Genomic DNA, 22,875 nt, shown 5'->3' on the forward strand with positions numbered 1-22,875 from the left:
GTTTTACACCGTCTAATTCGTCGGCAGCGTCAGTGTGTATAAGAGACAGGTCCTTTAAATAGGCCAGGGTCTCATGGATTGTTTGCTTTTAAACAAAAGCGAACATTCGAGTAAGGGCATTAATATAAAAGCTCCAAGCCAATCACAGTCATTTCATCCAGTATGGTTGGCGGAGCAAATTTCTGACCCTGAATGATCACATGGCAGAGATGGCAGTGCTCGGCTAAGCTATTGTTTTATGGCTCATGTGCAGCGCAATTGATGGTTCAAAGTCAGTACTAGTGATGTAGTCAAGTTTCTGCAATGATAAAGCGCGCAGCCTAATTGCTGTTGGGTTTGACTAGGAGGATGTTTTGAGCCACCAGAGAACTAAACCTTTTGCCTTTGTACTAATGCCCTTCAGCAGGGAGTTTGAAGATGTCTACAAGCTTGGAATTAAAGAGGCTGCCGAAAATTGTGATGTCTTAGCCCAGCGCTTAGATGAGCAGTTATTTAATGAAGGGATGCTGGACCGGATCTACAGACAAATTGATGTAGCGGATTTCGTGATTGCTGACTTATCAGACAGGAACCCCAACGTTTTTTACGAATTGGGGTACGCCCATGCAAGAGATAAGATTTGCATCCTGCTTACCAAAAATGCCGACGATATTCCCTTTGATCTGAAGCACCGTCGGCACGTCGTTTACGGTGATTCAATTTCTTATCTGAAATCCGAGCTAGAAAAAAACATTGAGTGGGCAAAAGCTGAATCAGAAGCACGTACCAGCAGCAAGATCCAGGTCGACGTTAAACCGCCAACGGGCTACCTATCTAATACCGAGCACTTATCAGAAGCTATCATCAATTTCACTATCGACCTCCATAATAAAACAAACAAGTACTCTCCTGAAATTTCAGCGATATACCTTTACGCGGGCAATGATTGGCGTATTACTCAAGAAGGGAAGAACTGTCCATTTTCTGAGGCCGATATAATGCCTTTTAAACGACGATATTTGATTACACCCCAGGCTTCAAAGCTAGGTGCAGGTGGATGGTCCCAGATTCGACTTCAGGCGAAGAGGGTCATCGCAAGGGCATGGAACGGTGACGAAATACCTGAAAGCACCAATATAGGTGGTCGGGGCATCATCAGACTAGAGACAACTGACGGGAACTATGACCATGAATTTGATTTCAATCTCGAACTCTCGGATATCCCGTTCTAAGCCTCAAACCCGACAAGGCGCGTAAGGCGGACGGCTTTCCGCTGCCGCCTCGCTCACCGTTAATCTTAAGGAATAGCATGACTCAGAGTGTGGACGAGAAGTTCAAAGCTTTTGCAGTGAAGCACAATTTTGTTCACAGAATCGATGGCGCTGAATCGCACTGGTACTTTATCGAGGGAACGCAAGCCTTTGAAAGCGGTCTCTACATAGCTTCAACACTGAGCTTTTTGAATGGCATTGAGTCGAGCATTCGCGCAATTCTGATGTACCTGGATCAGGGATTTGAAAATACCGATCTAACAGGCAGCGTTTTGAGCAATGGTCTTCTTACACGGGCACAGAATGTTGGTTTGGATGTTGGCTTACTAGCCTTCCAGAATGAGGCCGACTTTACGGAAAAGCTCGGAAACAAACGCACCCCCGTGGAGCTGGTCAGGCACAGGAACAACCTTTGTCATGGGAATGTCTTTGAATATATACAGGAGGTTCCTGAAACCGGAGAGCGCATTTTTACTCCAGAGTTCCTGGCTCCTGTCGCTAGTGAGATCAGGGATCTCAGTGAAAAATGGTCCAAAGAGGTGGCTCGGTTTAAGTCTGAGTGGCCGGAAGATTAACTAGGTGCTTAAGTTTGTTGGGGCCCCAAAAGCCTGCATCTGACGCCCTTGTTAAAGCGTCGCTTGGCTTCGCATGAGTCGTCCTACTCGAATGTCCGCTTTGCGACCTGCTCCGCTTTTGCGCCTCCGCAAATCCGCCTTTGGTGACCGGCTCCACTTCCTTATTTGCACAAAATGCCAAACATGCCGTCCATGCCAAGCTGGAATTCACACAAGCACAGAAGATGAAGTCTTGGAAGGATAGGTCAGGTGCAGGGAAGTGGTTGGAATATTTGAAGGTTGTTAGTCAGTGTAGATTGGCTATTTTCGATGGACTATCTTTGTGCAAAAAATCAAAAGATCTCCGTTTTATAGGCTCCTATAAGAGTATGTCTAGGCGAGTATATTGCTCCCCGATCAACTCCTCTAGCGCCCTGAAATCAAGGATGATGGTGTTCCCGTTGCGTTGGTCAATAATTTTGCTCACCCTAAATCGGGTGAGAATGCGGGAGATAGTCTCTTCACGGACTCCCAACCGTGATGCAATCTCTTTCTGGCGACAGGGGAGAGTTAGGTTGCTCGTGTTCTGTGCCTTGCTGAGTGCATAGAGAAATACTGCCAGTCTCTCTGTCGCGCTGCTGCTCGTAAAAAAATCAACCTGTGTTACGAATGACTGAACCTTTTCACTTGTGTACTTGAGCAATCGGCGCGCAAGCAACGAATTTCCCTCGACGATTTTCATGAGCGTTGCATTCGCGAAGCTGTATGCAATTCCGTCCTGTGAACCGCGGCCACTAAGCGCAAAAACTGGTTCATCCAGAAATGCAGAGAATAACTCAACAATTTGCCCTTCTCGAAAGTAGCCGAAGAGTTTTTCGTCACCTGAGGGTGTTGCTTTAAAAATTGATAATTCGCCGGTTGCGATAAGAAAAAAACGATCCGTTACATTTCCTTCGCACAATAAAGTATCACCCTTTTCAAAGACATGCCTGTGCGCAGTCTTGAGGAGAGCGGAGCGCTCATGCTTCCGCAGACAGGAAAAAATAGGATCACCTTTTAAGACGCCTTCGATTGTAGAAAGCTCAAAACTTATGGGATTTGTTTGTGAATTCATAGCCGCCAATCCTGGATAAAGTCATTCAGTCAATATCAATGTTCATAAAAAACATCGTTAATAGCCGAGAAGACCATGATTCAAGCTACGGCTCGACTATTCGAAGTTGCTTAGCCATTTTCGTGTCGTCAAGTATCATCTCCAATGTGTATTCGTTAAGTGCGGAAATAAACGCATCGCGGGCAAAATTCACGGCACTTTTGATGGTGCACCCGCCTTGTAACGGGCAGTCCTGTTTGCTGCAATCAATGATCTCCATGCTTTCTTCCATCTCCAGAACGAAGTTTCCCAATCGAATAAGGCTTGGGGAGCGTCCTAATTTGACCCCCCCCGATTTCCCCTGCGTTGTTTCGAGATACCCGAGTTGGCCCATTCGATGGATTACCTTACGCAAGTGTTCAGGAGAGATATGATAGGCCCTCGCGATTTCACTACGGGGAACTGATCGTTCTCTACGAACTCCGACATATGCAAGAACCCTCAATCCGTAATCCGTATAGGTCTTGAGTTGCATCGTAGTATTGCCCTCATGATGGATAACTTTAACGATATATATATTATACATCATATCTTTTGGAGGAGCAAAAAGGCCGGCCCGGGTTGGGCCGGCAAAACCGCCTCGCATGCCAAACATCAAAGCTGCGAGTGAGGCGCGGGTCACCTGATCAGAATATTTCCTTTTGTTCCGAGCGTTGGGTCAGCTCCCTCGGTGTTCATCAGAACGCTAATACCACCATTAAGTGCGCCCTTCATCTCATGATCTACGATGGCATTGTTGGTGCTTCTGTCTGATGGGCTAACGAGGTCCAGAGTCGCGCCGGAGGCAGCCGGTACCAGGTAGGTCTGGAGTCCCTTTTCGAGGTTGAATGGATGTCCGCTGTTATAAACGCGTTCCCAAATCCCTGCTATGGGATGTAGGGCCACCGATTTATTGACATGGGCATTAACAAAGTAAAAGCGGACTCGCTCTCCTGGCTCTGACTGAAGCGTCAGACCAGCGTTCGGATCATGGAGTGGATCGTAGTGGAAGGCCTTCCCGTTGACCAACGTGTTTTTCCAACCTTCCCCATCAAGCATTTGTTCTGCGGTGGTGCCAGGTTCAAAGAGATCGCTGTGAACAATGACGTACTCTCGGTCCGGTTTAGGATAGTTTTCATCATGCCCTTCTTTTGGGTCGACGATAATAACCCCATACATCCCGCGACCGATATGTTCGACCATTGGATCAGCGCCGCAGTGATATATAAATACGCCTGGGCTGGTGGCCTCGAACTGGAAATGCTTTTCCTCGCCCGGTTTGACGGCTTCAAATTCGTCGAGCACATCAACGATGGCGGCGTGGAAATCCATTGAATGGCTCTGTTTGTTACCTTTTTCATTGATCAACGTGAAATCTACAGTGTCGCCTTCCGTCACGCGAACAACTGGACCAGGGATTGTGCCTCCGAAAGTCCACATCTGTTGTTTGGTTCCTTTGTTATCAACTGCGATTTCTTGCTCGATAACCGGGATTTCGACTTTGACGACTTCAGCTAATGCCGGGGTAGCAAGAATTGCTGAAACTGCCGCAGCAACGGCGGCTTTCTTGAAGACTTTACTTAATAGCATCGTTGTTCTCCTTCTTGGGTGAAATTACTCTGAATTGCTTCTGCCACGGCTTCGGCTACGACTGGAGGAACCCGAGGTCTCAATTTTTTGAGCCTCGAAACCATCGTGATTAAAGAGGCCACTTCCCTCGGTCAAACTCTGGCTGTAGTAGAAATTGGGGTCATATGACTTGTCCTTCCAGACGTACCAGTCATCGTCCTGAATGCTTTCGTATTCGACGATCATCACGGCCCCGCCGGGCGCTTTTCCATTATTGCTAACGTGATGTTCGATATGATCGTGGGCAAACCAGCGTCCTGGGTTATCCATTCTGACGATAACGTCGTAACGCTCGCCCTGATTGATATCCACGACGTCCGCCCAGAAAGGAGAATCCAGAGGGAGTCCATCCTTATGTGTGACGAGCATGTCGTGGCCATGCAGGTGGAACGCCGTCTCGATACCAGTCGCAAAAAGGCGCAACCGGAGAACGTCACCTTCCTTGACCCGGATTGGCTGGGTGTTGGGGAACGACTGTCCATTGATAGAGAAATAAGTCAGTTTCTCGGCCGGATGCCCTCCTTTCCCGTAGGTTTGGGCTACCTCCTGATTCCAACCTGAAAACATCAGGATGGCGTCCTTGGTAACTTCCTTCTCAATAGGGATTGGATCCTTTGGATCGACGATCAAGGGGCCCCACATACCTCTCAGACCGACATGCTCTGGAACGTTTACGTGACAGTGGTACCAAAGGCTCCCAGGCTTGTCGGCGACGAATTTATAGGTAAATGACTCACCTGGTTGCACCGCTTCTTGAGTAACATTAGGCACTCCATCGTTTTTCCAGGTGCCGGTTTGGTAGATTCCGTGCCAATGGATTGTGTGCGCGAGGGTGGTCATGTTAGTTAGCTCAACTTCGACCGTATCCCCTTCTTTGACACGAATGAGTGGAGCCGGCACCTGTCCGTTGTAGGCCCAGACTTTAGCTTTGAAACCTGGAGCGACATCCTTTTCCCGCTCCTCGATCGTCATCTGAAACTGGTGTGTCTCTGATAGGGCGGGCATTGGTGAGCCAAGCGCTGCCAGGCCGCCCACCGCCAAAGCAATTCGGCAAAGCCCCGGGCGCTTTCTGGTAAGGAAAGGTCTGCTCGCTGTTGCTTTCATGTTTCCCTCCACGTTTCTCTGATCTGATGTATATAAAGGACATCGTTTGGGGCGAAATTAAAAGGCGTATTGCCAACCACCCAGAGCTTGCCAGTCTTTTTGAAGAGCGACGCCACTGATTCTTTGATACAAAGGTTGGCCAAACTCGAAGCTAAAACGGTGCCCTTTGAGTGATCCTGATTTCACGTATAGGTTTGCACCGATAAAGGCATCCAATGAGGACCGCTCGTAGTTTTGCGGATCGGCCAGTGGTGTCATTTGAGGGTTGAGAGCATCGTCCCTGCCATCAATTGCCCCCTGGTAGGTTGCCTTCAGCCTCGAAGAGAGGCTCCAATTGGCAGAGAGTCTGCGTGCAATCCATGTTGTTCCCTCAACAGCGTTCCCGAATGAATAGTCTCGTTCGTTTCTGCCAATGCGAATGGTGGTTTTAACTTGCTCTCCGCCTGACCAGTTTCCGCTCTGCCAAAGGTGTGTTGCACCAAGAAGCATATCGAAAGTGCCTGACCCCAACTGCATTCCGTAGGGCAGCACACTACCGCTGTTTTCTTCGCTGATAGAACCGGTTGGCAGAGACAGACCGGCGGTAAAGTGTATCTGCGGTTGGTGCAGATCCGGCAGCGAGAGTAGCGCGCTTACAGTAAGGTCTCCAATGCCGTTACTGTGGGTCTCATTAAACATTCCCTGGCCCATCGTCATCCGCATATGCTTTTGCACGTGTGGCACCATGATCATCCATGTCAGCGCATTTGATGGCGCGTACATCATGCCAAGCGAAGTCATTTCCGTATCCATCTCAATTGGCGCCATAAGGTAATCGCTAAGGACGGATTGCACAGAAACCTCGTGATCTTTATGGCGCAACCCGTCCATCTTCATCTGGCCGTGTCGCAGGGAAACCATCCACTCGCCGGTTTTGTGCGTGTGATCCCCCATGACGCCAATCGGTGCATGACTGTCGACCCGGCTACTGTCCCAGCCGTGAGCAAATGCGCTTGACGAACTAACGGCTATGAATACAAGCAGTGTCTTGTTCATTGGTTACTCCTGAGTAATGGTTTACTGTGGTTCACAATCGCAGAGCTCGCGTAGATACCGCACAACCCGTTTAATTTCTGGGTCAGACATATTCGCGTCCCAGTTCGGCATGAGAATCGATTTGTTCACGGCCTGCCCGCCGTCTTTTATTGCCTTGAAAAGGTCGGCATCTGAACGGGCTGACATCTCGCCTGATTCAGTGTGATCTCTGGGAAGTACCTCAATGTCTCTGGAGTTCACGCCCCAGCCGTCGCCGTAAATGCCGTGGCATTGAGTGCAGTAAGTGTCGTAAAGCTGTTTTCCGGTCGGATCCGACTCCGCGTTGACTGCAAAGGGGATCAACGCAAGCATCATGAATCGAAAGCAGTAGTTCATCATCAGAGTTACTCCTCAGCTAGCGTGCGGATGAAGTCAGCCAGTTTCTGAACTTCCCCGTCACTCAAATGGGCGTTAGGCATAAATGTTTTGGGCTCCCATGCTTGAGGATTCTTGATAAAGCTGAATAGGAAGTCAGGCTTCAATCTCGCGCCAGCTGTGTAGACTTCCGGCCCGGATATTCCGCCATAACCCTTCTCCAACTCATGGCATGCGACGCAACCTTTAAATTTGGTGAAGTTCATTCGTCCCATGGCACCCGAGATTGGCTTGGGCGAATAATCTGTCTGTGAGATGAGATCCTCGTATGGCTTGAGGGTCTTTAAATAGGAGACGGCAAGCTGTGCTTCCGATTCTTTGAACGTCGGATGGGGAGGTAATTTTTCTTCAGGAACAATGTCTCGATCCTCTCCAGCAACCACTTTCTGCCCAAAGAACGTGCCACCAGGTCTCAGTGGAGTAGGGGCTTGCAGCCAATTCACCATCCATTCTTCCTGGAATTTGTTGCCCGCGTAGTAAAGGTCCGGGGCTTTTCGCTCCTGAATCCGCGTTATGCTGAACGAATCCGGCTTTTCAATCGCGTGACAGCCAGCACATTCGGTTGACACAAACTCTTGCGCCGAATCGTTGGCAGATACCGGTGGGGAGGAAAGTCCCAAACCGATGCTTATCAGTAATGCAAAGGTTGGGCGGTGAGGAAGTATGCCTCGGATCATAATCTCTACCCTCTTTAACTAACCTTGGATAGGCGGTTCGCCTTCAACCATTACAATGTATTTAAAATACATCGTTAAGATCAACGCCAGTTCATGACCAATGTCAATGACAAGGCAAAAAAGGAAAAAGGGGTAGTGAGCTAGCGTTCGTGTAACAGCGGTGTCGAACATTCGCCAAAGGCTCGCCCCGGGCTTCTCAAATTACTTTGTTCGAATTTGCGGAGCGAATTCCATAGTGGAAATACGGCGGTAACGCTTAACCGCCCATAGCCTCAAACGGAGGCTATTTCATTGGTACTGACCGCCTTACCCGAATGTCCGCTTTGCGACCAACGTGGCCGTTCGCTGATAAAAGCAGACCTTTTTCAGATAGGTTTTTCCCGGCCGGCTATTTGAAAACAAGGCACACTTTAGCTGCTCAAAAGACATCCGGCCCTGTGAGCACACGGGACCGGATGTTGTTACATTTATCTAATGGTTAATCACAACATCTTCTTTAACTGTTCGTAGTCTCCACCGGTACGAAGCACCAAAGTGATGTCGTTGTCATTTCGATTTCTGAAGAACCAGCCATGATTGCCGGTAAAGGCTGCTTCTAGCTCGCCCTCGTCTTCAGGTACTCCCCGGCCTTTTTCGTAGGAAATTGACTGACCACTTCCATCACCATGGGTATCGAAGTTGATCGGACCACCTTCTGATACCCAGGAGAACCGGGCTGTAGCACCTTCCTCCATAGTAAGTTTGAACTCTGTGCCTTCTCCCGGTGTAAGAACCACGCGCACTTCATCCTGCCACTGCGGCTTCGCGATTTCTGGTTCAGACGCAGGCTCTGGCTCTGGCCCAGCAGGTGCAACCTCTGCTTCAGGTAAGAGAGCTGGTTCCTCAACGGCTTCAGCCACGACAGGTTCTGTGACTTCCGGGACCTTTCGATCAACCGATGATTGCACCGCAACCATCTGGGCAGCCTCGTCAGCAGCTGCTTCTTCGGCGAGCTGTTCCTTGATCTCGCCCATTTCTGCCAGGCCCAAAAGGCGGCCTGCGCCGGTGGGGTCCAGCGCATATTCGGCCGGCATAACCACGGTCACTAGCAGCACCAATGCCACTATCGCAGCCATGATAGTGGAACGAATCAGTTTTGCGGTGCTGGGCAGATCACTGCGTGAAGGCATATCTGTGTTGTACATAAATCGTCTCCAGAATTAAGCAACAAAATAACCGGTGAGCTGGTAGCCCATGAGCAAGAAGCCCGCGCTCATCATGGCCACGTTGGCGGTGTAGGCGTGTCGAAAAAAGCCATCCGTTTTGCGCCAGAAGCTCATAAGGATCAGGATCATGGCCAGCGCAACGAGCTGACCGATTTCGACGCCTACGTTGAATGCAAGAAGGTTGGGTATCAGCCCGTCCGGTGAGATGTCGTATTCAATGATCTTGGTCGAGAGCCCAAAGCCGTGGAAGAACCCGAATATAAGAGTTGCGGCCTTGGTGTTGGGCTGGAATCCGAACCAGCGTTGGTAGGCGCCAATGTTGTCCAATGCCTTGTACACAATGGACAGGCCAATAATCGCGTCAATGAGGTAGCTGTTGATGCCGACGTTGAAGTAGACACCTAACAGCATCGTTGTGGAATGTCCCAGAGCGAACAGGCTCACGTAGATCGCGATGTGCTGCATGCGATAGAGGAAAAAGATGACGCCTAGCAGGAACAGCAGGTGGTCATAACCGGTGACCATGTGTTTGGCCCCGAGGTAAGTGAACGCAATGAGGTTTATACCGGTGATTTCCTGAATGTACCCCTTGTCTCCCTGGGCAACCGCGTGGGCGAGCACGTCAGTACTCATGCCCAACAGGCCAATGGTCAGGATCATCCATAACAGACGGTGTCCGCCGGCGCCGACATGCGCGCGCCAATGGCCGTCAAAGAGATTTGACAACATAGTGACTCCAATAGATTTGATTACAAAAGCTGCTTCGCAGCGAATATCAGAATGTCATGGAGTCTTTCGGGGGGCGATCGAGCCGGTAACGAAAACTGCGAGGGGAGTCTGCGGCAAATGGAATAATCTGCCGGAGTGACATCGACTGGTTCGCGAGCAGTCGGTTGGTCAGGTGACCCATGGTTTCATGGGTGTGGTTGCCAGTGTCATGGTGAATGTGATTCTCAGAGTCTTCACCACCACTGTTATGGCTGTGTGGGTGGCTTTCTTGATCCAGTGTGGTCGGGACAGCGAGTTCAGCAACACCATGTGAAGAGGCTTCGCCGATAACCGACAACGACATGCCTATCAATGCGAACAGCATGACGAGCATTTGAAGCAGATTTTTACCCTGGATCGCTGTGACCATAAGTGTGGCGATGTCCACTGGCAATTGGATTCGAAGACTGGTTAAGGATAGCATCCCCCTAGGGGGGATAGGAATGAAGAATGGCTAATGAATACAAACATCAATCGCATCCAGAGATCGTGAAACGCCTTAAGCGGGCCAACGGGCACCTTCAGAGCGTGATCAACATGATCGAACAGGAAAAGCCCTGCCTGGAGCTTGCGCAACAGCTTCATGCGGTAGAGAGAGCCATCCAGCAGGCCAAACGTGTGCTGGTACAGGATCATATCGAGCATTGCCTGGACGACGCGTTTGGAGCGATGGAGCCTGAGCAGCAAAGGCGGGTTGATGAGTTCAAGGCGATTGCACGTTATCTCTGAGCTAGGCTGACCAATGTTGGGGATTCTCCAGCACCGAATCTATCGCCATCTGTTTTTCGCTCAGGTGGTGGCCCTTCTGGGAACTGGATTGGCGACGGTGGCCTTGAGCCTGCTGGCGTTTGATTTGGCAGGGAAGGACGCAGGCCAGGTGTTGGGCACCGCGATGGCCATAAAAATGGTGGCCTATGTGCTGATCGCACCGCTGGCCTCAGCGCTTGCCGAGAGAATGCCCCGCCGGATGATGCTGGTGTCGCTGGATCTGGTGCGAGCGGCTACCGCCCTGGCGTTACCGTTCGTTTCGGAAATCTGGGAGGTGTATGTCCTAATCGCGGTACTTCAGTCCGCGTCTGCCGCGTTCACCCCTACATTTCAGTCCACCATTCCGGACACGCTCCCGAACGAGGACGACTACACCAAAGCCTTGTCTCTTTCTCGTCTCGCCTATGATCTTGAGAATCTGGTGAGCCCGGCTTTGGCTGGGTTAATCCTGCTGGCGACCAGTTGGCAGGCGCTGTTCTCCGGCACGGTCGTGGGTTTCATTGCGTCTGCATTCCTGGTGGTGTCTGTGGTTTTGCCATCCGGTTCTGCACCCCAAAAACGTCGTGGGGTTTTTGAGCGGGCGCGCCGGGGGTTTCGCATCTTCTTTGCTACGCCACGTCTTAGAGGCCTGATGGCATTGAACGTCGTGGTCAGCATGGCTGGCTCGATGGTGATTGTGAACACTGTCGTGATTGTGCGTGGCAGCTTCGGCCTGACGGAGCAGCACACCGCCATGGCGTTTGCCGCTTTTGGCGGCGGCTCCATGCTTGCGGCCATCGCGTTGCCCACACTGCTCAAACGATGGAAGAATCGCCCGGTCATGCTGACAGGGGCGTGGGTGTTACTCGGTGGCCTGGGAGCGGCCCTGTTTGCCGATTCGATTGAAACGTTGTTGCCAGTGTGGGTCTTCCTTGGCACAGGTTTCTCAACAGTGCAGACGCCGATTGGCCGGCTGCTTACCCAATCCTCTCACGGCGAAGATCGGCCGGCTCTTTTCGCTGCTCAGTTTTCCTTATCCCATGCAGGCTGGCTGTTCGCCTATCCACTGGCGGGGTGGTTGGGATCGAGTGCAGGCATTCAACTAACATTGATTGTGCTGGCGACCCTGGGGCTCGCTTTCATGTTCGCTGCGATACGACTTTGGCCTGCTGATGATCCGCTCGTGATAGCACACAGTCACGCCGACCTGCCCAGCAATCATCCGCACAGAGTAGAGTCCGGGCCAGAACATTCTCATCGGTATGTGATCGATGAATTACATCCGAGGTGGCCGGGTTACTGATTGGCGACAGATATCTCAGTGGGAATGTCGATTGTCGCGCACAAACCGCTTTTCTTAACGGCCGTAAAGTGAAGGGTTCCTCCGTAGCGTTCGACGATTTCCCGAACTATGGCGAGCCCGAGGCCATGGCCCGGTGTCTGCTCGTCCAGCCGCAATCCCCGTTGACCCAGCTTGCCGATTTCGGCGTCAGCAACGCCCGGCCCATCGTCGATAACACCTATGTGCAGTGTTCCGGAGTGTTGCGCCAATGACAGCTCCACGCAGCGTTCTGACCATTTGCCAGCGTTGTCCAGAAGATTACCCATAATTTCATTCAGGTCGTGCTCCTCAATCGGCCAGCGGACGTCCTCTGGCAGAGAGCTCGACAGTTCAAAGGATTTTTCCGGGTACAGTCGCCCCAGCATCCAGAGCAGATCCCGTGCCTGTTTCAGTGGGTAGGCGCTTTTCCCGACCTGTGGTCCGGCAAAACGACTTCGTCGCATTTCGGCTTCAAGCTGTTTGTCGATGTCGTTGAGTCTCGCCGTCATCTGGAGCCGGAGTTCATTGGGAAGCGGGCGGCTCGTGTCCTCAAGTACCTGCCGGACGGCTGCAATGGGAGTCTTGACGCTGTGAGACAGGTTAGCCAGCGCATCCCTGGAACGTTCCAGGCGCTGATCCAAGGAATCGAGTAGCTGGTTGAGTTGTTGAACCAGCGGGCGAAATTCCTCGGGCGCCTGCACATGAATCCGCGAAACCTCGCCGTCCTGGAGCCTTTTTAATGTGGCCTTCAGCTCGACAACGGGCCGCATGGACAGGTTGATTCCGAACCAGATCACCGCAACCAGAAGCAGAATCAGCAATACGGAGACGATGGCGGTCCAGGCATGCAGCTCGGCCTGGCTGCGTTTTAGTGCGCCCAGATCCTCCGACACAATCACTACGATGGGGGTCTCGCCCAGGCGAAATGTTTTGCGATACGCAAGAATATCCTCCGGCGCTCCGGCACTTTCCAACCCCTGTACACGAAGGGTTCCGTCCTGCCCGGATTCGATCATCGACCTCAGTACCGGCCCCCAGGAATCTGGTGACAGGATGGTTTTGGAAGGAGCGTGGATGGCAAAGGCGTGGTGGAAGACTTCCTGAAAGTAATCACCGGTCTGGAGACTATCCAGCTTACCGCCAGAATCACGGATTTGGTGTTCCAGGAAAGCAACTTCATCCTTTAGGCGTGTTTCTACGAATTCCCGTGACATGCGGTCCAGCAGCAGACCATGAACCAGCCAGGCCAGCCCCATCAGAGCGATGCCCGCAGGCAACAGCAGTACCAGCAGGGTGCCCTTGACGGATGTGGGCTTTCTAAACAGTGTCATTGAACAGGTACCCCTGGCCGCGACGGGTTGAGATGGCGTCGTTGCCAACCAGTTTTCGTAATCTGCGAATGTAAGCTTCGATCACGTTCTCATTCGGGGTGTCGTTCAGGTTGTAGAGCTGTTCCATTAACTGCTCTTTCGAAAACACATGGCCCGGGCGGCTCATCAGGCAGCGTAGAAGGCGAAATTCAGTGCCGGTCAAACTGTGTTCAGTGCCATCGTCCGACTTCAGGCTCTGGCGATTTTCGTCCAACTCATATCGCCCGGCTTTCACCATCGAGTGAATTCGGCCTTCGCTTCGACGCACAATGGCATTCAGGCGGGCGATCAGTTCTTCGGTCTGAAAGGGTTTCGCCAAATAGTCATCGGCCCCCGCTTTGAGCCCTTCCACCTTGTCGTGCCAGTCTCCACGAGCGGTCAGGATGAGCACCGGAAAGGCGATACGATTTCTTCTCCACTTTCGCAGGATGTCCAGACCGTTGCCATCGGGGAGGCCAAGATCAAGGATAACAGCTCGATAATTCTCCTGTTCTCCCAGAACCATGGCTTCTCTGGCCGTGTAGGTCGTATCAACGCTGAATCCCGCCTTTTCGAGCTGGCCGCTCAATCCATCAGCCAGCAAACGGTCATCTTCAACGAGCAGTAATCGCATCGGGCTGTCCTTCTCTTGAACCGGATGGGCGAACAGTGTCGCCCACTTACCTGAATTCAGGCTGAACAACAAAAGAGTTGGGTATTTTCAGCAAGAATTCAGGTTGGTGCGCGATGGTGTCACTCGTATTTTGGCACTGCTCTGAGTTCAGGGCTAACCGTTGCCGGTATTTCCGGCCAGTAATCTGAGGAGAAGACAAGATGAATGCATCCAAGTTGATTGTCGCAGCCGTTGCCATGTCGATGTCGGCAGTGACCCTCGCCGCTGGTGCCCATGGCGGTGGCCACGGCGCCAGCAGTGGCGAACCGGGCAAGGCATCAGAAGCCTCGCGCACTATTACCGTCGAAATGTATGACAACTACTACGAACCGGAAGAAATCAATGTTGAACCCGGCGAAACCGTACGCTTTGTTGTCAAGAACGAAGGCAGCCTGGTCCACGAGTTCAACATTGGTACGCCTTCCATGCATGAAGGCCATCAGAAGGAAATGATGATGATGGTCGAGCATGGCGTGATTCAGGGCGGCAAGCTCAATCAGCACATGATGAACATGGATATGGGCAACGGGCATTCCATGAAACACGACGACCCGAACAGCGTGTTGCTGGAACCGGGTAAAAGTAAGGAAGTTGTCTGGAAGTTTACGGAAAAGGGCGATATTGAGTTTGCCTGCAATGTGCCGGGCCATTACCAGGCTGGCATGTACGGTGACGTTAACTTTGAGTGACTTGGTGTGCTGAAGAGCATGCGAATGCAAGGGTTGGCGAAAGTTTCCCAGCCCAGCTTCAACGAAGTGCAGTTTGGAGTAAAACAGATGAAAACACGTCTACTGACGGGGCTTCTGAGCCTGTTGATGCCGGTAATGGTTTTGGCCGGAGAATACGACCTGACGGTCGACCGAGTTGAAATTGACACCGGTGATTTCGTTAAGGAGGGCATTGGATACAACGGAAAATCCCCTGGACCGGTGATGCGCTTCAAGGAAGGCGAAAACGTCAAGATCAATGTGACCAACAACCTGGATGAGATGACATCAATCCACTGGCACGGCCTGATCCTTCCCTTTGATCAGGACGGTGTGCCAGGCATCAGCTTTCCGGGTATCAAGCCGGGTGAAACCTTTACTTACGAGTTTCCGATCCAGCAGGCGGGCACCTACTGGTTCCACAGCCACTCTGGTTTCCAGGAGCCAGATGGCGCTTATGGTTCCATTGTGATTGAGCCTAAAGGCCGTGAGCCGTTCCGTTACAACCGCGAATACGTGGTGCAGCTCACTGACAAGCATCCGCACTCCGGCGACCGCATCATGCGCAACCTGAAGATGATGCCCGATTACTACAACCGCGAGCAGCAGACCGTGGGCGAGTTTTTCTCGGACGTGTCCGAAAACGGCCTGATGAACACCGTCAGTGACCGTATGGCCTGGGGTGACATGCGTATGATGAAAGCGGATGTTGAGGACCTCCAAGGTTTTACCGGCCTGATCAACGGCAAAGGGCCGGCCCAGAACTGGACCGGACTTTTTGAGCCCGGCGAGCGGATCCGGCTTCGGTTTATCAACTCCTCTGCGATGACCTACTTCGACATTCGGATCCCCGGTCTCGATATGACCGTTGTCCAGGCCGACGGCAACAACGTTCAGCCTGTCAATGTAGACGAGTTCCGGATTGGTGTGGCGGAAACCTACGATGTCATCGTGCGTCCGAAGGATGCACAGGCCTACACCATCTTTGCCGAATCCATGGGACGCTCAGGCTATGCGAGAGCCACATTGGCCCCTGAAGAGGGTATGGAAGCCGCCGTGCCGCAACTGCGCGAGCCTGCCCGTCTGACTATGGCGGATATGGGCGGTATGCCCGGCATGGACCACGGCAATATGGCTGGCATGGATCATGGCAACATGGATATGAATAGCTCAGAAGAGATGCCGGGCATGGATCACTCCTCAATGGAAGGAATGGACCCGTCGAATATGGAAGGCATGGATCATTCGAGCATGTCCGGCATGGACCATGGTTCCATGGCGATGGGAAAAGAAGGCCCAAGCGATCCCTTCTATGCCAAGGGAAGCGGCCTTGTGCCCACGGCAGCCAATGGCGGCAAGTTCCTGTCTTACGCAGACCTGAAGGCTCAGGACCCACTGTATGAAGACCGCGAACCGACGCGGGAAGTCGAGCTTCGTTTGACTGGCAACATGGAACGGTACACCTGGAGTATTAACGGCGTGAAGTACGAGGACGCTGACCCCATTCGCCTGAAATACGGTGAGCGCGTTCGCTTCAAGTTCGTCAATGAAACCATGATGACGCACCCCATGCACTTGCATGGCATGTGGTCCATCCTCGATGTTGGCGCTGGTCAGTGGAACCCGATCAAACACACGGTCAGCGTCCAGCCGGGCACGACGGTGTATATGGAAACCGAGGTGGACGAGCCTGGCCAGTGGGCTTTCCACTGCCACCTGTCCTATCACGCGGCGGCCGGTATGTTCCGCAAAGTGATTGTTGAGGGTGGCCCCGAGTCGACTCAAGCAAAGGCGGACGCAACAACCGCGGAAGGAGGTGATGCATGAGATCTATTCGATCACTTGTTGCTGTCAGTTTTCTTGCCTCCATTGGATTCTCAGCGGCGGCGACAGCTCAGGAAATGATCTCCGACACCACCGCTCGCAAACAGCCGCTCACAATCTGGGGCATTCAGTTCGAGGAATTTGAATACCGCTACAGCGACGACGATGAGGAGTTGGGTGTCTGGAATGCAGATGCCTTCTACGGCACGGACGATTTGAAAGTTCGGTGGCTGACAAAAGGTGAGTATGCGATTGAAGAAAAGGCCTACGAAACGTTGGAAAACCAGCTTGTAGGCCAAGTGCCCATCTCCAAGTTCTTTGATGCCAAGGCAGGTGTTCGATTCGATACCCCCGAGGGTCCGGATCGGACCTACGCGGTATTGGGCGTAGCAGGGTTGGCGCCTCAGTGGTTTGAGATCGATGCGAACCTTTATGTGAGCAAAGATGGCGATACGTCAGCCCAACTTGACGCAGAGTACGAGTTGCTGTTCACGAACCACTGGATCCTGGCCGCAACGCTGGATGCCACTCTTGCGTTTAGCGAGGATGAAGAAATCGGTGTCGGGAAGGGATTGGTTTCCACCGAAACTGGCCTTCGGCTGAGGTATGACCTGATCGATCGTGCGTTCTCTCCCTACGTGGGCGTGGTGCATGAACGCAAGTACGGCGATACGGCCGATTTTACGAAAGCTGAAGGCGGTGGGACAGAAGACTGGTTTGCCGTGATCGGCGCTCGAATCGCATTCTGATGCTGATGGGCCATGGGGAAACCCACGGCCCTTTTTCGTCTATGATTTGATGTAACTCAAATCCAGCGAAAGTCTGTGTCCATTTTCAGTCGCAGTTCAGATTGAAGTGTTTTGATACAGGGAGAAGTCATCAGGAAGAGAGGTGCCACCCCATGACCAAAGCACACAAAGCAACCAATCAGGAGCAGTTTTTGTTGCGCCGAAAAATGGCCGTCGAGGGGCTTGGAGAGGATCAGTGGGAGGGGCTCATCCACGATCTTAATCACCACCCCTGCGTTGATTACGCCGAGCGTGAGCCGAATGGCACATTGCAGGTGACGTACGACGGAACCCACTGGTCCGTCGATGAATTACTGGAACTGATCAAGGCTTACGGTGGCCGATTGAAAACCGGATGGTGGACCCGGCGTAAATTGGCCTGGTACCGGTTTACCGACGACAACGTCCGGGCAAATGCCAAGCATGAGCCGTTTTGCTGTTCAAAAATCCCACCCATGAAGCGAAAATAACCGGAGGTTAGATGAGCGGGGAGCAGGACAGAACCACTCGTTATAAGGAAGGCAGTCTCACACTCGCAGGAACTGTCATGCTGGGTACCGGCGTCATGATTGGCGCCGGTATCTTTGCGTTGACCGGGCAGATGGCACAGATGACCGGCGTGCTTTTCCCGCTGGCGTTTCTGGCCGCGGCGGTAATCGTCAGCTTCAGCGCTTATTCCTACATCAAAATATCCAATGCCTACCCGTCAGCCGGGGGCATTGGCATGTACCTTCACAAAGCCTACGGCAACCGCCTGCCGACGGCGTTTAACGCTTTGCTGATGTATTTCTCGATGGTGATTGCCCAGAGCTTTCTAGCGCGTACCTTCGGTTCCTACACCATGCAGCTGTTCGGCGGTGATGACAGCGGCCGCATGGTGCCCATTCTTGGCGTCTCTCTGATCCTGGCCGCGTTTCTGATCAATCTGCTGGGTAACCGGATGATTCAGGGGGTGGCCTCGTTCATCGGCATTCTGAAAATTGGCGGCATTCTGGTCTTCGGGCTGGTGGGTGTCTGGGTTGCCGATAGTCTGTCGGTCGACTTTTCAAGCGCGGGCGAAGCCGGAGCAACGGGTAATTTCTTGGGTGCGACAGCACTTGGCATACTCGCCTTCAAGGGCTTCACCACGATCACTAACAGCGGCTCCGAAGTAATAGATCCCAAGCGAAATGTAGGGCGAGCCATCATTATTTCCATCGCGGCCTGCGTGGTGATTTACACCCTGGTTGGTTTTGCTGTGGCCAGCAACCTGTCGCTGGCTGAAATCATAGAAACGCAGGACTATTCGCTTGCTGCCGCAGCGCGCCCGGCATTGGGAGAGTATGCGGTCTGGTTCACCGTCGCCATTGCCATGATGGCCACCGCGGGTGGCATCCTCGCAAGCATATTCGCCGTTTCGCGCATGTTGGCCATGCTGACCGAAATGAAGCTGGTTCCGCATCGTCATTTCGGTATGCCGGGCAGTATCCAAAAGCACACGCTGGTCTACACCGTGGTCCTGGGGCTGATTCTGACGGCCTTCTTTGACCTCTCCCGGATTGCAGCGCTAGGCATCATTTTTTACCTGATCATGGACATTGCCATCCATTGGGGCGTTTTGCGCTACCTGCGTGAGGACGTGAAGTCCAATGTGTGGGTACCGGCGACAGCCATCCTGTTGGATCTGCTGGTGCTTGGCGGCTTTGTCTGGGTAAAACTGAATACGGACCCGTTCGTCATTGGTGTGGCAGTGGTCACCATGATTGTGCTTGCAGTTTCCGAGCAGATTTTCCTGAAAAGATCGCCGGAATCCGCGCAAGCGAAACAGGAAGAGAGTCACGCGCATCGTCACCATTAACCAGAATCAGGAAGAGAGGCTATTGCCATGATGGGAGATAACATGTTCGGGAACACCATGTGGGCAGGCCACTGGCTGTGGATGCTGGTGATTGCCATTGTGGTCGTCATTCCGGCCTGGCGTATTTGCCAGCGCACGGGGTATCCGGGGTGGATGGGTGTACTGATACTGATCCCTATCGTCAATCTGGTTCTGCTGTATTTCATTGCATTTGCAGACTGGCCCGCCGATAAAACAGGAGATCAGAATGGCTGAGCATCATCACGCCCATCACCATGACAGTCATAACCACAGTCATGATCAAAAAGCTGCCGGGGAGCACGCAGTGAAGGATCCGGTTTGCGGCATGTCGGTGGATCCCCACTCGGCAGAGCACCGTAGCGAACACGGTGGCAAAACCTGGTACTTCTGCTCGTCACGCTGCCAGACCAAGTTTGACGAGGACCCGGAACAGTACCTCGGTGAGGAAAAGAAGCAGCAAGAGCCGGTAGCGCCGGGGACCATGTATACCTGCCCTATGCATCCGGAAATTCGCCAGCAAGGACCGGGGGACTGCCCCATTTGTGGGATGGCCCTGGAGCCAGAGCAGGTGAGCCTGGACGACGGGCCGTCGGCAGAACTCAAGGACATGACCCGCCGATTCTGGGTTGGCCTGGTGCTGACATTGCCGGTCCTGGTGCTGGAAATGGGCGGGCACCTGACCGGGCTTGACCATATTGTTGCTCCTCAGATGTCCAACTGGATTCAGTTAGTGCTGGCAACGCCCGTGGTGCTCTGGTGCGGCTGGCCCTTCTTCGTCCGGGGCTGGAAATCCGTGGTCAGTCGAAATTTGAACATGTTCACGCTGATTGCCATTGGCACCGGCGTAGCGCTGATCTATAGCCTGGTAGCCACACTTGCACCCCAGGTATTCCCGGGCGCCTTCCGGCAGGACGATGGCTCGGTGGCAGTGTATTTTGAGGCGGCAGCGGTCATCGTGGTGTTGGTGCTGCTGGGGCAGGTGTTGGAGTTACGGGCCCGGGAGAAAACCTCCGGTGCCATCAAGGCTCTGCTTGACCTGGCGCCCGCCACCGCCAGAAAACTGGACGATGATGGCGGTGAGTCCGATGTATCGCTGGATCAGGTAAAGGTCGGTGACCGCCTGCGGGTGCGCCCCGGTGACAAGGTGCCGCTGGACGGCGAGGTGCTTGAAGGCAGCTCCAACGTGGATGAGTCCATGGTGACCGGCGAGCCCCTGGCGGTCAGCAAGAAATCCGGCGATCAGGTGATCGGTGGCAGTATCAACCAGCAGGGCAGTTTTATCATGCGGGCCGACAAGGTTGGCCGGGATACCATGCTGTCCCAGATCGTGCAGATGGTGGCCAGCGCCCAGCGTAGCCGCGCACCGATCCAGGGGCTGGCTGACAAGGTAGCAGGCTGGTTTGTGCCCGCTGTGATCGTAATTGCCATTGTTGCCTTTATTGCCTGGTCTTTCTTTGGGCCAGCACCGCCCATGGCTTTCGGTTTGATTGCTGCAGTTAGCGTGCTGATCATTGCCTGTCCCTGCGCGCTCGGTCTGGCAACGCCCATGTCGATCATGGTGGGTGTCGGGCGCGGTGCCCAGAGTGGTGTGCTGATCCGCGACGCGGAAGCGCTGGAGCGAATGGAAAAGGTGGACACCGTGGTGGTCGATAAAACCGGCACGCTGACGGAGGGCAAGCCGCAAGTCACCCGAATCGTCGCGGCAAATGGTTTCGATGACAGTAATTTGATGCGCTTTGCCGGCGGCCTGGAGAAAGGCAGTGAGCATCCACTGGCTCACGCCATTCTCGATAAAGCCAAGGGCATGGACGTGAAGCTTCCGGATGCGGAAGACTTTGACTCCCCGAATGGCAAAGGGGTCACCGGTCGAATCGACGGCAAGCGGGTGCTACTTGGCAACCGCCTTCTCATGGAGTCAGAGAATGTCGACACGACTCGATTTGACAGGGAAGCCGACCAGCTCCGTAAAGATGGCGCTACCGTGATTTTTGCCGCCGTCGACGGAAGCATCGCGGGGTTGTTGGCCATCGCCGACCCCGTCAAGGAAACCACCGAAGCCGCTATTTCCGCGCTGCAAAAAGACGGCATCCGGGTGGTCATGCTGACCGGCGATAACCGCACTTCAGCTGAAGCAGTTGCCCGAAAACTGCATATCGACGAAGTGGAAGCGGAAGTCCTGCCGGAAGATAAGGGCAAGATCGTCCAGCGTCTGAAAGATGAAGGCCGTGTTGTCGTGATGGCGGGTGACGGCGTAAACGATGCGCCTGCACTGGCAACGGCGGATGTCGGTGTGGCCATGGGCACCGGCACCGATGTGGCCATTGAAAGCGCCGGCATTACCCTGCTGCGCGGCGATTTGATGGGTATTGTGGAAGCGCGCCGTTTGTCTCTGGCGACCATGCGCAATATCCGGCAGAACCTGTTTTTTGCATTTATATACAACTCTGCTGGCGTTCCTATTGCGGCAGGAGTGCTGTATCCGTTTTTCGGCATACTGCTTTCGCCGATTTTTGCAGCGGCCGCTATGTCGCTGTCCTCAGTCAGCGTGATAGTGAATGCGCTGCGTTTGAGGGTGGTGAAGCTCAATCAATAAACAATGAACTTCCGAATCATTGGAGATAGCCATGTCATACACGATCAATCGAATTATCAAAGATGCAGATTTCGAGGGCGTAGATCAAAGAGCGCGCCAGGCCCTTACCGACCACGGTTTCGGGATACTGACGGAAATTGATGTCAAAGCCACCATGAAGAAAAAGCTGGACAAGGACATGTCGTCTTATCGGATTCTCGGGGCCTGCAATCCTGGCATGGCCTGGGAAGCCATCGGTGTGGAGCCTCGCGTAGGTGCCATGCTGCCTTGCAACGTTATTCTTCGTGAGGTTTCGGAGGGTATTGAGGTAAGTGCAGTGGATCCGGTGGCTTCCATGTCCGCCATTGATAATGAAGATCTCAAGCAGGTTGCCGGGAAAGTCAGGGATATGCTTTCTGAAGTCGTTCAGGCGATCTGATTGTCTTAACACGAAGAGGAATCTGTTATCGACCCGAAACCATAAAAACCTCCCGGCATATTTGAGCCGGGAGTTTGTTTATCTACTAGCCCAGATCCCCCAGAACCGGAAAGGTGGATAGCATCCACGAAGCAAAGCGGGTCATCTGGCCGGTTAACACCATCACGCCCATTAACACCAGCCCCAGCCCCGCCACTGCCCTCAGTGGTCTGCTCCAACGACTGAATCCTCGCATTCGCTCGCGAAAGTGCTCGATGAACAGTGCGGTTCCAAGGAATGGCAGCGCCAGACCCAGCGAATACACCGCAAGATACAGCATGCCCGTTTCCGCGTTGGCATGGGTTGAGCTGAGTGCCAGTATGGCTCCGAGTATGGGGCCGATACATGGCGTCCAGCCGACGGCGAATGCCACCCCCAGCACGAAAGCGGCGGTCGGTCGCCCGCCCTCCAGCGTATGCCCTAGACGCCAGTCCCGTTGCAGGGCTGGCATGCTCCACCAGCTCAGCATGAACAGGCCCATGAGAATAATCAGTACGCCGGCCACCAGATTGGCTTCCTGACGGTAGGCCATCAGCCATTGCCCTAGAAGGCTTGCGCTTGCGCCCAGGGCTACAAATACCAGGCTGAAGCCGAGCACAAAACAGACACTCAGCCACAGGGCTTTGAGCCGGTTCGAAGCCTCGGTTACGGCACCACCGGTAACCACGGACAAGTAGCCCGGAACCAGTGGCAGGGTGCAGGGTGAGAAGAAGGACACCAGGCCGCCGAGAAAAGCGGCCAGGGTGCCCCAGGTTGCAAGGTCTGGCATTCAGAATCTCCAGAATCCGTG

Annotated in this window: 25 protein-coding genes; 12 read left to right on the forward strand and 13 right to left on the reverse strand. The window is 53.3% G+C overall.

Annotation, left to right across the window (positions count from 1 at the left end; translation table 11 throughout):
- Positions 1 to 353: 353 nt before the first annotated feature.
- Positions 354 to 1,211 carry a hypothetical protein gene (locus ACWJ62_RS17275; RefSeq protein ID WP_449287312.1) on the forward strand — a complete coding sequence of 286 codons (858 nt, stop codon included), beginning with the start codon at positions 354 to 356 and terminating at the stop codon, positions 1,209 to 1,211.
- Positions 1,212 to 1,288: 77 nt separating this feature from the next.
- Positions 1,289 to 1,825 carry a hypothetical protein gene (locus ACWJ62_RS17280; RefSeq protein ID WP_449287313.1) on the forward strand — a complete coding sequence of 179 codons (537 nt, stop codon included), beginning with the start codon at positions 1,289 to 1,291 and terminating at the stop codon, positions 1,823 to 1,825.
- A gap of 358 nt (positions 1,826 to 2,183) precedes the next feature.
- Here the strand turns inward: ACWJ62_RS17280 and ACWJ62_RS17285 are convergent, their stop codons facing one another.
- The 10 genes from ACWJ62_RS17285 to ACWJ62_RS17330 form a co-directional block, all read right to left on the reverse strand.
- On the reverse strand, positions 2,184 to 2,918 hold the full coding sequence (locus ACWJ62_RS17285; RefSeq protein WP_449287314.1) for a Crp/Fnr family transcriptional regulator: 735 nt from the start codon (positions 2,916 to 2,918) through the stop codon (positions 2,184 to 2,186).
- Between the two features lie 85 nt (positions 2,919 to 3,003).
- Entirely contained in the window at positions 3,004 to 3,579 is a 576-nt protein-coding gene (locus ACWJ62_RS17290) for an RrF2 family transcriptional regulator (protein WP_449287315.1), read from the reverse strand.
- Positions 3,576 to 4,526, reverse strand: a complete 951-nt coding sequence (locus ACWJ62_RS17295; RefSeq protein ID WP_449287316.1) for a multicopper oxidase domain-containing protein — start codon at positions 4,524 to 4,526, stop codon at positions 3,576 to 3,578. Before ACWJ62_RS17295 ends, ACWJ62_RS17290 begins: the two co-directional genes overlap by 4 nt.
- A gap of 24 nt (positions 4,527 to 4,550) precedes the next feature.
- The gene (locus tag ACWJ62_RS17300; RefSeq protein WP_449287317.1) at positions 4,551 to 5,669 is read right to left on the reverse strand and encodes a multicopper oxidase domain-containing protein; all 1,119 of its coding nucleotides are present in this window, start codon (positions 5,667 to 5,669) and stop codon (positions 4,551 to 4,553) included.
- A 57-nt stretch (positions 5,670 to 5,726) separates the two neighbouring features.
- A complete protein-coding gene (locus tag ACWJ62_RS17305; protein ID WP_449287318.1) occupies positions 5,727 to 6,704 on the reverse strand; it encodes a transporter in 978 nt (325 codons plus the stop codon).
- A 21-nt stretch (positions 6,705 to 6,725) separates the two neighbouring features.
- Positions 6,726 to 7,082, reverse strand: coding sequence for a c-type cytochrome (locus tag ACWJ62_RS17310; protein ID WP_449287319.1), 357 nt, complete (start codon positions 7,080 to 7,082; stop codon positions 6,726 to 6,728).
- A gap of 5 nt (positions 7,083 to 7,087) precedes the next feature.
- The gene (locus tag ACWJ62_RS17315) at positions 7,088 to 7,795 is read right to left on the reverse strand and encodes a c-type cytochrome (protein ID WP_449287320.1); all 708 of its coding nucleotides are present in this window, start codon (positions 7,793 to 7,795) and stop codon (positions 7,088 to 7,090) included.
- A gap of 482 nt (positions 7,796 to 8,277) precedes the next feature.
- On the reverse strand, positions 8,278 to 8,979 hold the full coding sequence (locus tag ACWJ62_RS17320) for a hypothetical protein (protein ID WP_449287321.1): 702 nt from the start codon (positions 8,977 to 8,979) through the stop codon (positions 8,278 to 8,280).
- Between the two features lie 15 nt (positions 8,980 to 8,994).
- Entirely contained in the window at positions 8,995 to 9,729 is a 735-nt protein-coding gene (locus ACWJ62_RS17325) for a HupE/UreJ family protein (RefSeq protein WP_197463823.1), read from the reverse strand.
- 46 nt (positions 9,730 to 9,775) lie between these two features.
- The gene (locus ACWJ62_RS17330; protein ID WP_449287322.1) at positions 9,776 to 10,138 is read right to left on the reverse strand and encodes a hypothetical protein; all 363 of its coding nucleotides are present in this window, start codon (positions 10,136 to 10,138) and stop codon (positions 9,776 to 9,778) included.
- An 80-nt stretch (positions 10,139 to 10,218) separates the two neighbouring features.
- Between ACWJ62_RS17330 and ACWJ62_RS17335 the strand changes: the two genes are divergently transcribed.
- Both ACWJ62_RS17335 and ACWJ62_RS17340 read left to right on the forward strand, forming a co-directional pair.
- Complete coding sequence (locus ACWJ62_RS17335; RefSeq protein ID WP_449287323.1) at positions 10,219 to 10,497, forward strand: metal-sensing transcriptional repressor; 279 nt, start codon at positions 10,219 to 10,221, stop codon at positions 10,495 to 10,497.
- A 13-nt stretch (positions 10,498 to 10,510) separates the two neighbouring features.
- The gene (locus ACWJ62_RS17340; RefSeq protein ID WP_449287324.1) at positions 10,511 to 11,818 is read left to right on the forward strand and encodes an MFS transporter; all 1,308 of its coding nucleotides are present in this window, start codon (positions 10,511 to 10,513) and stop codon (positions 11,816 to 11,818) included.
- Here the strand turns inward: ACWJ62_RS17340 and ACWJ62_RS17345 are convergent.
- Positions 11,812 to 13,167, reverse strand: a complete 1,356-nt coding sequence (locus tag ACWJ62_RS17345) for an ATP-binding protein (RefSeq protein WP_449287325.1) — start codon at positions 13,165 to 13,167, stop codon at positions 11,812 to 11,814. The two genes, ACWJ62_RS17340 and ACWJ62_RS17345, sit on opposite strands and share 7 nt — an antisense overlap.
- Positions 13,154 to 13,819: a response regulator transcription factor gene (locus ACWJ62_RS17350; protein WP_061331749.1), complete on the reverse strand. Its 666-nt coding sequence runs from the start codon at positions 13,817 to 13,819 to the stop codon at positions 13,154 to 13,156. The genes ACWJ62_RS17345 and ACWJ62_RS17350 overlap by 14 nt, the downstream gene beginning before the upstream one ends.
- Before the next feature lie 200 nt (positions 13,820 to 14,019).
- Between ACWJ62_RS17350 and ACWJ62_RS17355 the strand changes: the two genes are divergently transcribed.
- The 8 genes from ACWJ62_RS17355 (at position 14,020) to ACWJ62_RS17390 (ending at position 22,046) form a co-directional block, all read left to right on the forward strand.
- On the forward strand, positions 14,020 to 14,547 hold the full coding sequence (locus ACWJ62_RS17355) for a cupredoxin domain-containing protein (RefSeq protein ID WP_449287326.1): 528 nt from the start codon (positions 14,020 to 14,022) through the stop codon (positions 14,545 to 14,547).
- A gap of 87 nt (positions 14,548 to 14,634) precedes the next feature.
- Positions 14,635 to 16,392 carry a copper resistance system multicopper oxidase gene (locus ACWJ62_RS17360; RefSeq protein WP_449287327.1) on the forward strand — a complete coding sequence of 586 codons (1,758 nt, stop codon included), beginning with the start codon at positions 14,635 to 14,637 and terminating at the stop codon, positions 16,390 to 16,392.
- On the forward strand, positions 16,389 to 17,138 hold the full coding sequence (locus tag ACWJ62_RS17365; protein WP_449287328.1) for a copper resistance protein B: 750 nt from the start codon (positions 16,389 to 16,391) through the stop codon (positions 17,136 to 17,138). Before ACWJ62_RS17360 ends, ACWJ62_RS17365 begins: the two co-directional genes overlap by 4 nt.
- A gap of 152 nt (positions 17,139 to 17,290) precedes the next feature.
- A complete protein-coding gene (locus tag ACWJ62_RS17370; RefSeq protein ID WP_449287329.1) occupies positions 17,291 to 17,647 on the forward strand; it encodes a hypothetical protein in 357 nt (118 codons plus the stop codon).
- Positions 17,648 to 17,658: 11 nt separating this feature from the next.
- Positions 17,659 to 19,014 (forward strand): APC family permease, encoded by a 1,356-nt coding sequence (locus ACWJ62_RS17375; RefSeq protein WP_108019680.1) that lies wholly within the window; start codon positions 17,659 to 17,661, stop codon positions 19,012 to 19,014.
- 27 nt (positions 19,015 to 19,041) lie between these two features.
- A complete protein-coding gene (locus ACWJ62_RS17380; protein ID WP_022990675.1) occupies positions 19,042 to 19,269 on the forward strand; it encodes a hypothetical protein in 228 nt (75 codons plus the stop codon).
- On the forward strand, positions 19,262 to 21,628 hold the full coding sequence (locus ACWJ62_RS17385; protein WP_449287330.1) for a heavy metal translocating P-type ATPase: 2,367 nt from the start codon (positions 19,262 to 19,264) through the stop codon (positions 21,626 to 21,628). The genes ACWJ62_RS17380 and ACWJ62_RS17385 overlap by 8 nt, the downstream gene beginning before the upstream one ends.
- A gap of 31 nt (positions 21,629 to 21,659) precedes the next feature.
- Entirely contained in the window at positions 21,660 to 22,046 is a 387-nt protein-coding gene (locus tag ACWJ62_RS17390) for a DUF302 domain-containing protein (RefSeq protein ID WP_449287331.1), read from the forward strand.
- Between the two features lie 85 nt (positions 22,047 to 22,131).
- Here the strand turns inward: ACWJ62_RS17390 and ACWJ62_RS17395 are convergent, their stop codons facing one another.
- Positions 22,132 to 22,854 (reverse strand): cytochrome c biogenesis CcdA family protein, encoded by a 723-nt coding sequence (locus tag ACWJ62_RS17395; protein ID WP_285359621.1) that lies wholly within the window; start codon positions 22,852 to 22,854, stop codon positions 22,132 to 22,134.
- Positions 22,855 to 22,875 lie beyond the last annotated feature (21 nt).

The organism is Marinobacter sp. PE14, from assembly GCF_053566155.1.

Bases quoted from the DNA above. Each gene is read 5' to 3' on its own strand.
- ACWJ62_RS17345 (WP_449287325.1), bottom strand. From the start codon at position 13,167: ATGACACTGTTTAGAAAGCCCACATCCGTCAAGGGCACCCTGCTGGTA.
- ACWJ62_RS17280 (WP_449287313.1), top strand. From the start codon at position 1,289: ATGACTCAGAGTGTGGACGAGAAGTTCAAAGCTTTTGCAGTGAAGCAC.
- ACWJ62_RS17365 (WP_449287328.1), top strand. From the start codon at position 16,389: ATGAGATCTATTCGATCACTTGTTGCTGTCAGTTTTCTTGCCTCCATT.
- ACWJ62_RS17335 (WP_449287323.1), top strand. From the start codon at position 10,219: ATGGCTAATGAATACAAACATCAATCGCATCCAGAGATCGTGAAACGC.
- ACWJ62_RS17310 (WP_449287319.1), bottom strand. From the start codon at position 7,082: ATGATGAACTACTGCTTTCGATTCATGATGCTTGCGTTGATCCCCTTT.
- ACWJ62_RS17285 (WP_449287314.1), bottom strand. From the start codon at position 2,918: ATGAATTCACAAACAAATCCCATAAGTTTTGAGCTTTCTACAATCGAA.
- ACWJ62_RS17295 (WP_449287316.1), bottom strand. From the start codon at position 4,526: ATGCTATTAAGTAAAGTCTTCAAGAAAGCCGCCGTTGCTGCGGCAGTT.
- ACWJ62_RS17375 (WP_108019680.1), top strand. From the start codon at position 17,659: ATGAGCGGGGAGCAGGACAGAACCACTCGTTATAAGGAAGGCAGTCTC.
- ACWJ62_RS17355 (WP_449287326.1), top strand. From the start codon at position 14,020: ATGAATGCATCCAAGTTGATTGTCGCAGCCGTTGCCATGTCGATGTCG.
- ACWJ62_RS17300 (WP_449287317.1), bottom strand. From the start codon at position 5,669: ATGAAAGCAACAGCGAGCAGACCTTTCCTTACCAGAAAGCGCCCGGGG.
- ACWJ62_RS17385 (WP_449287330.1), top strand. From the start codon at position 19,262: ATGGCTGAGCATCATCACGCCCATCACCATGACAGTCATAACCACAGT.
- ACWJ62_RS17380 (WP_022990675.1), top strand. From the start codon at position 19,042: ATGATGGGAGATAACATGTTCGGGAACACCATGTGGGCAGGCCACTGG.
- ACWJ62_RS17325 (WP_197463823.1), bottom strand. From the start codon at position 9,729: ATGTTGTCAAATCTCTTTGACGGCCATTGGCGCGCGCATGTCGGCGCC.
- ACWJ62_RS17350 (WP_061331749.1), bottom strand. From the start codon at position 13,819: ATGCGATTACTGCTCGTTGAAGATGACCGTTTGCTGGCTGATGGATTG.
- ACWJ62_RS17370 (WP_449287329.1), top strand. From the start codon at position 17,291: ATGACCAAAGCACACAAAGCAACCAATCAGGAGCAGTTTTTGTTGCGC.
- ACWJ62_RS17305 (WP_449287318.1), bottom strand. From the start codon at position 6,704: ATGAACAAGACACTGCTTGTATTCATAGCCGTTAGTTCGTCAAGCGCA.
- ACWJ62_RS17390 (WP_449287331.1), top strand. From the start codon at position 21,660: ATGTCATACACGATCAATCGAATTATCAAAGATGCAGATTTCGAGGGC.
- ACWJ62_RS17330 (WP_449287322.1), bottom strand. From the start codon at position 10,138: ATGGTCACAGCGATCCAGGGTAAAAATCTGCTTCAAATGCTCGTCATG.
- ACWJ62_RS17340 (WP_449287324.1), top strand. From the start codon at position 10,511: ATGTTGGGGATTCTCCAGCACCGAATCTATCGCCATCTGTTTTTCGCT.
- ACWJ62_RS17395 (WP_285359621.1), bottom strand. From the start codon at position 22,854: ATGCCAGACCTTGCAACCTGGGGCACCCTGGCCGCTTTTCTCGGCGGC.
- ACWJ62_RS17320 (WP_449287321.1), bottom strand. From the start codon at position 8,979: ATGTACAACACAGATATGCCTTCACGCAGTGATCTGCCCAGCACCGCA.
- ACWJ62_RS17360 (WP_449287327.1), top strand. From the start codon at position 14,635: ATGAAAACACGTCTACTGACGGGGCTTCTGAGCCTGTTGATGCCGGTA.
- ACWJ62_RS17315 (WP_449287320.1), bottom strand. From the start codon at position 7,795: ATGATCCGAGGCATACTTCCTCACCGCCCAACCTTTGCATTACTGATA.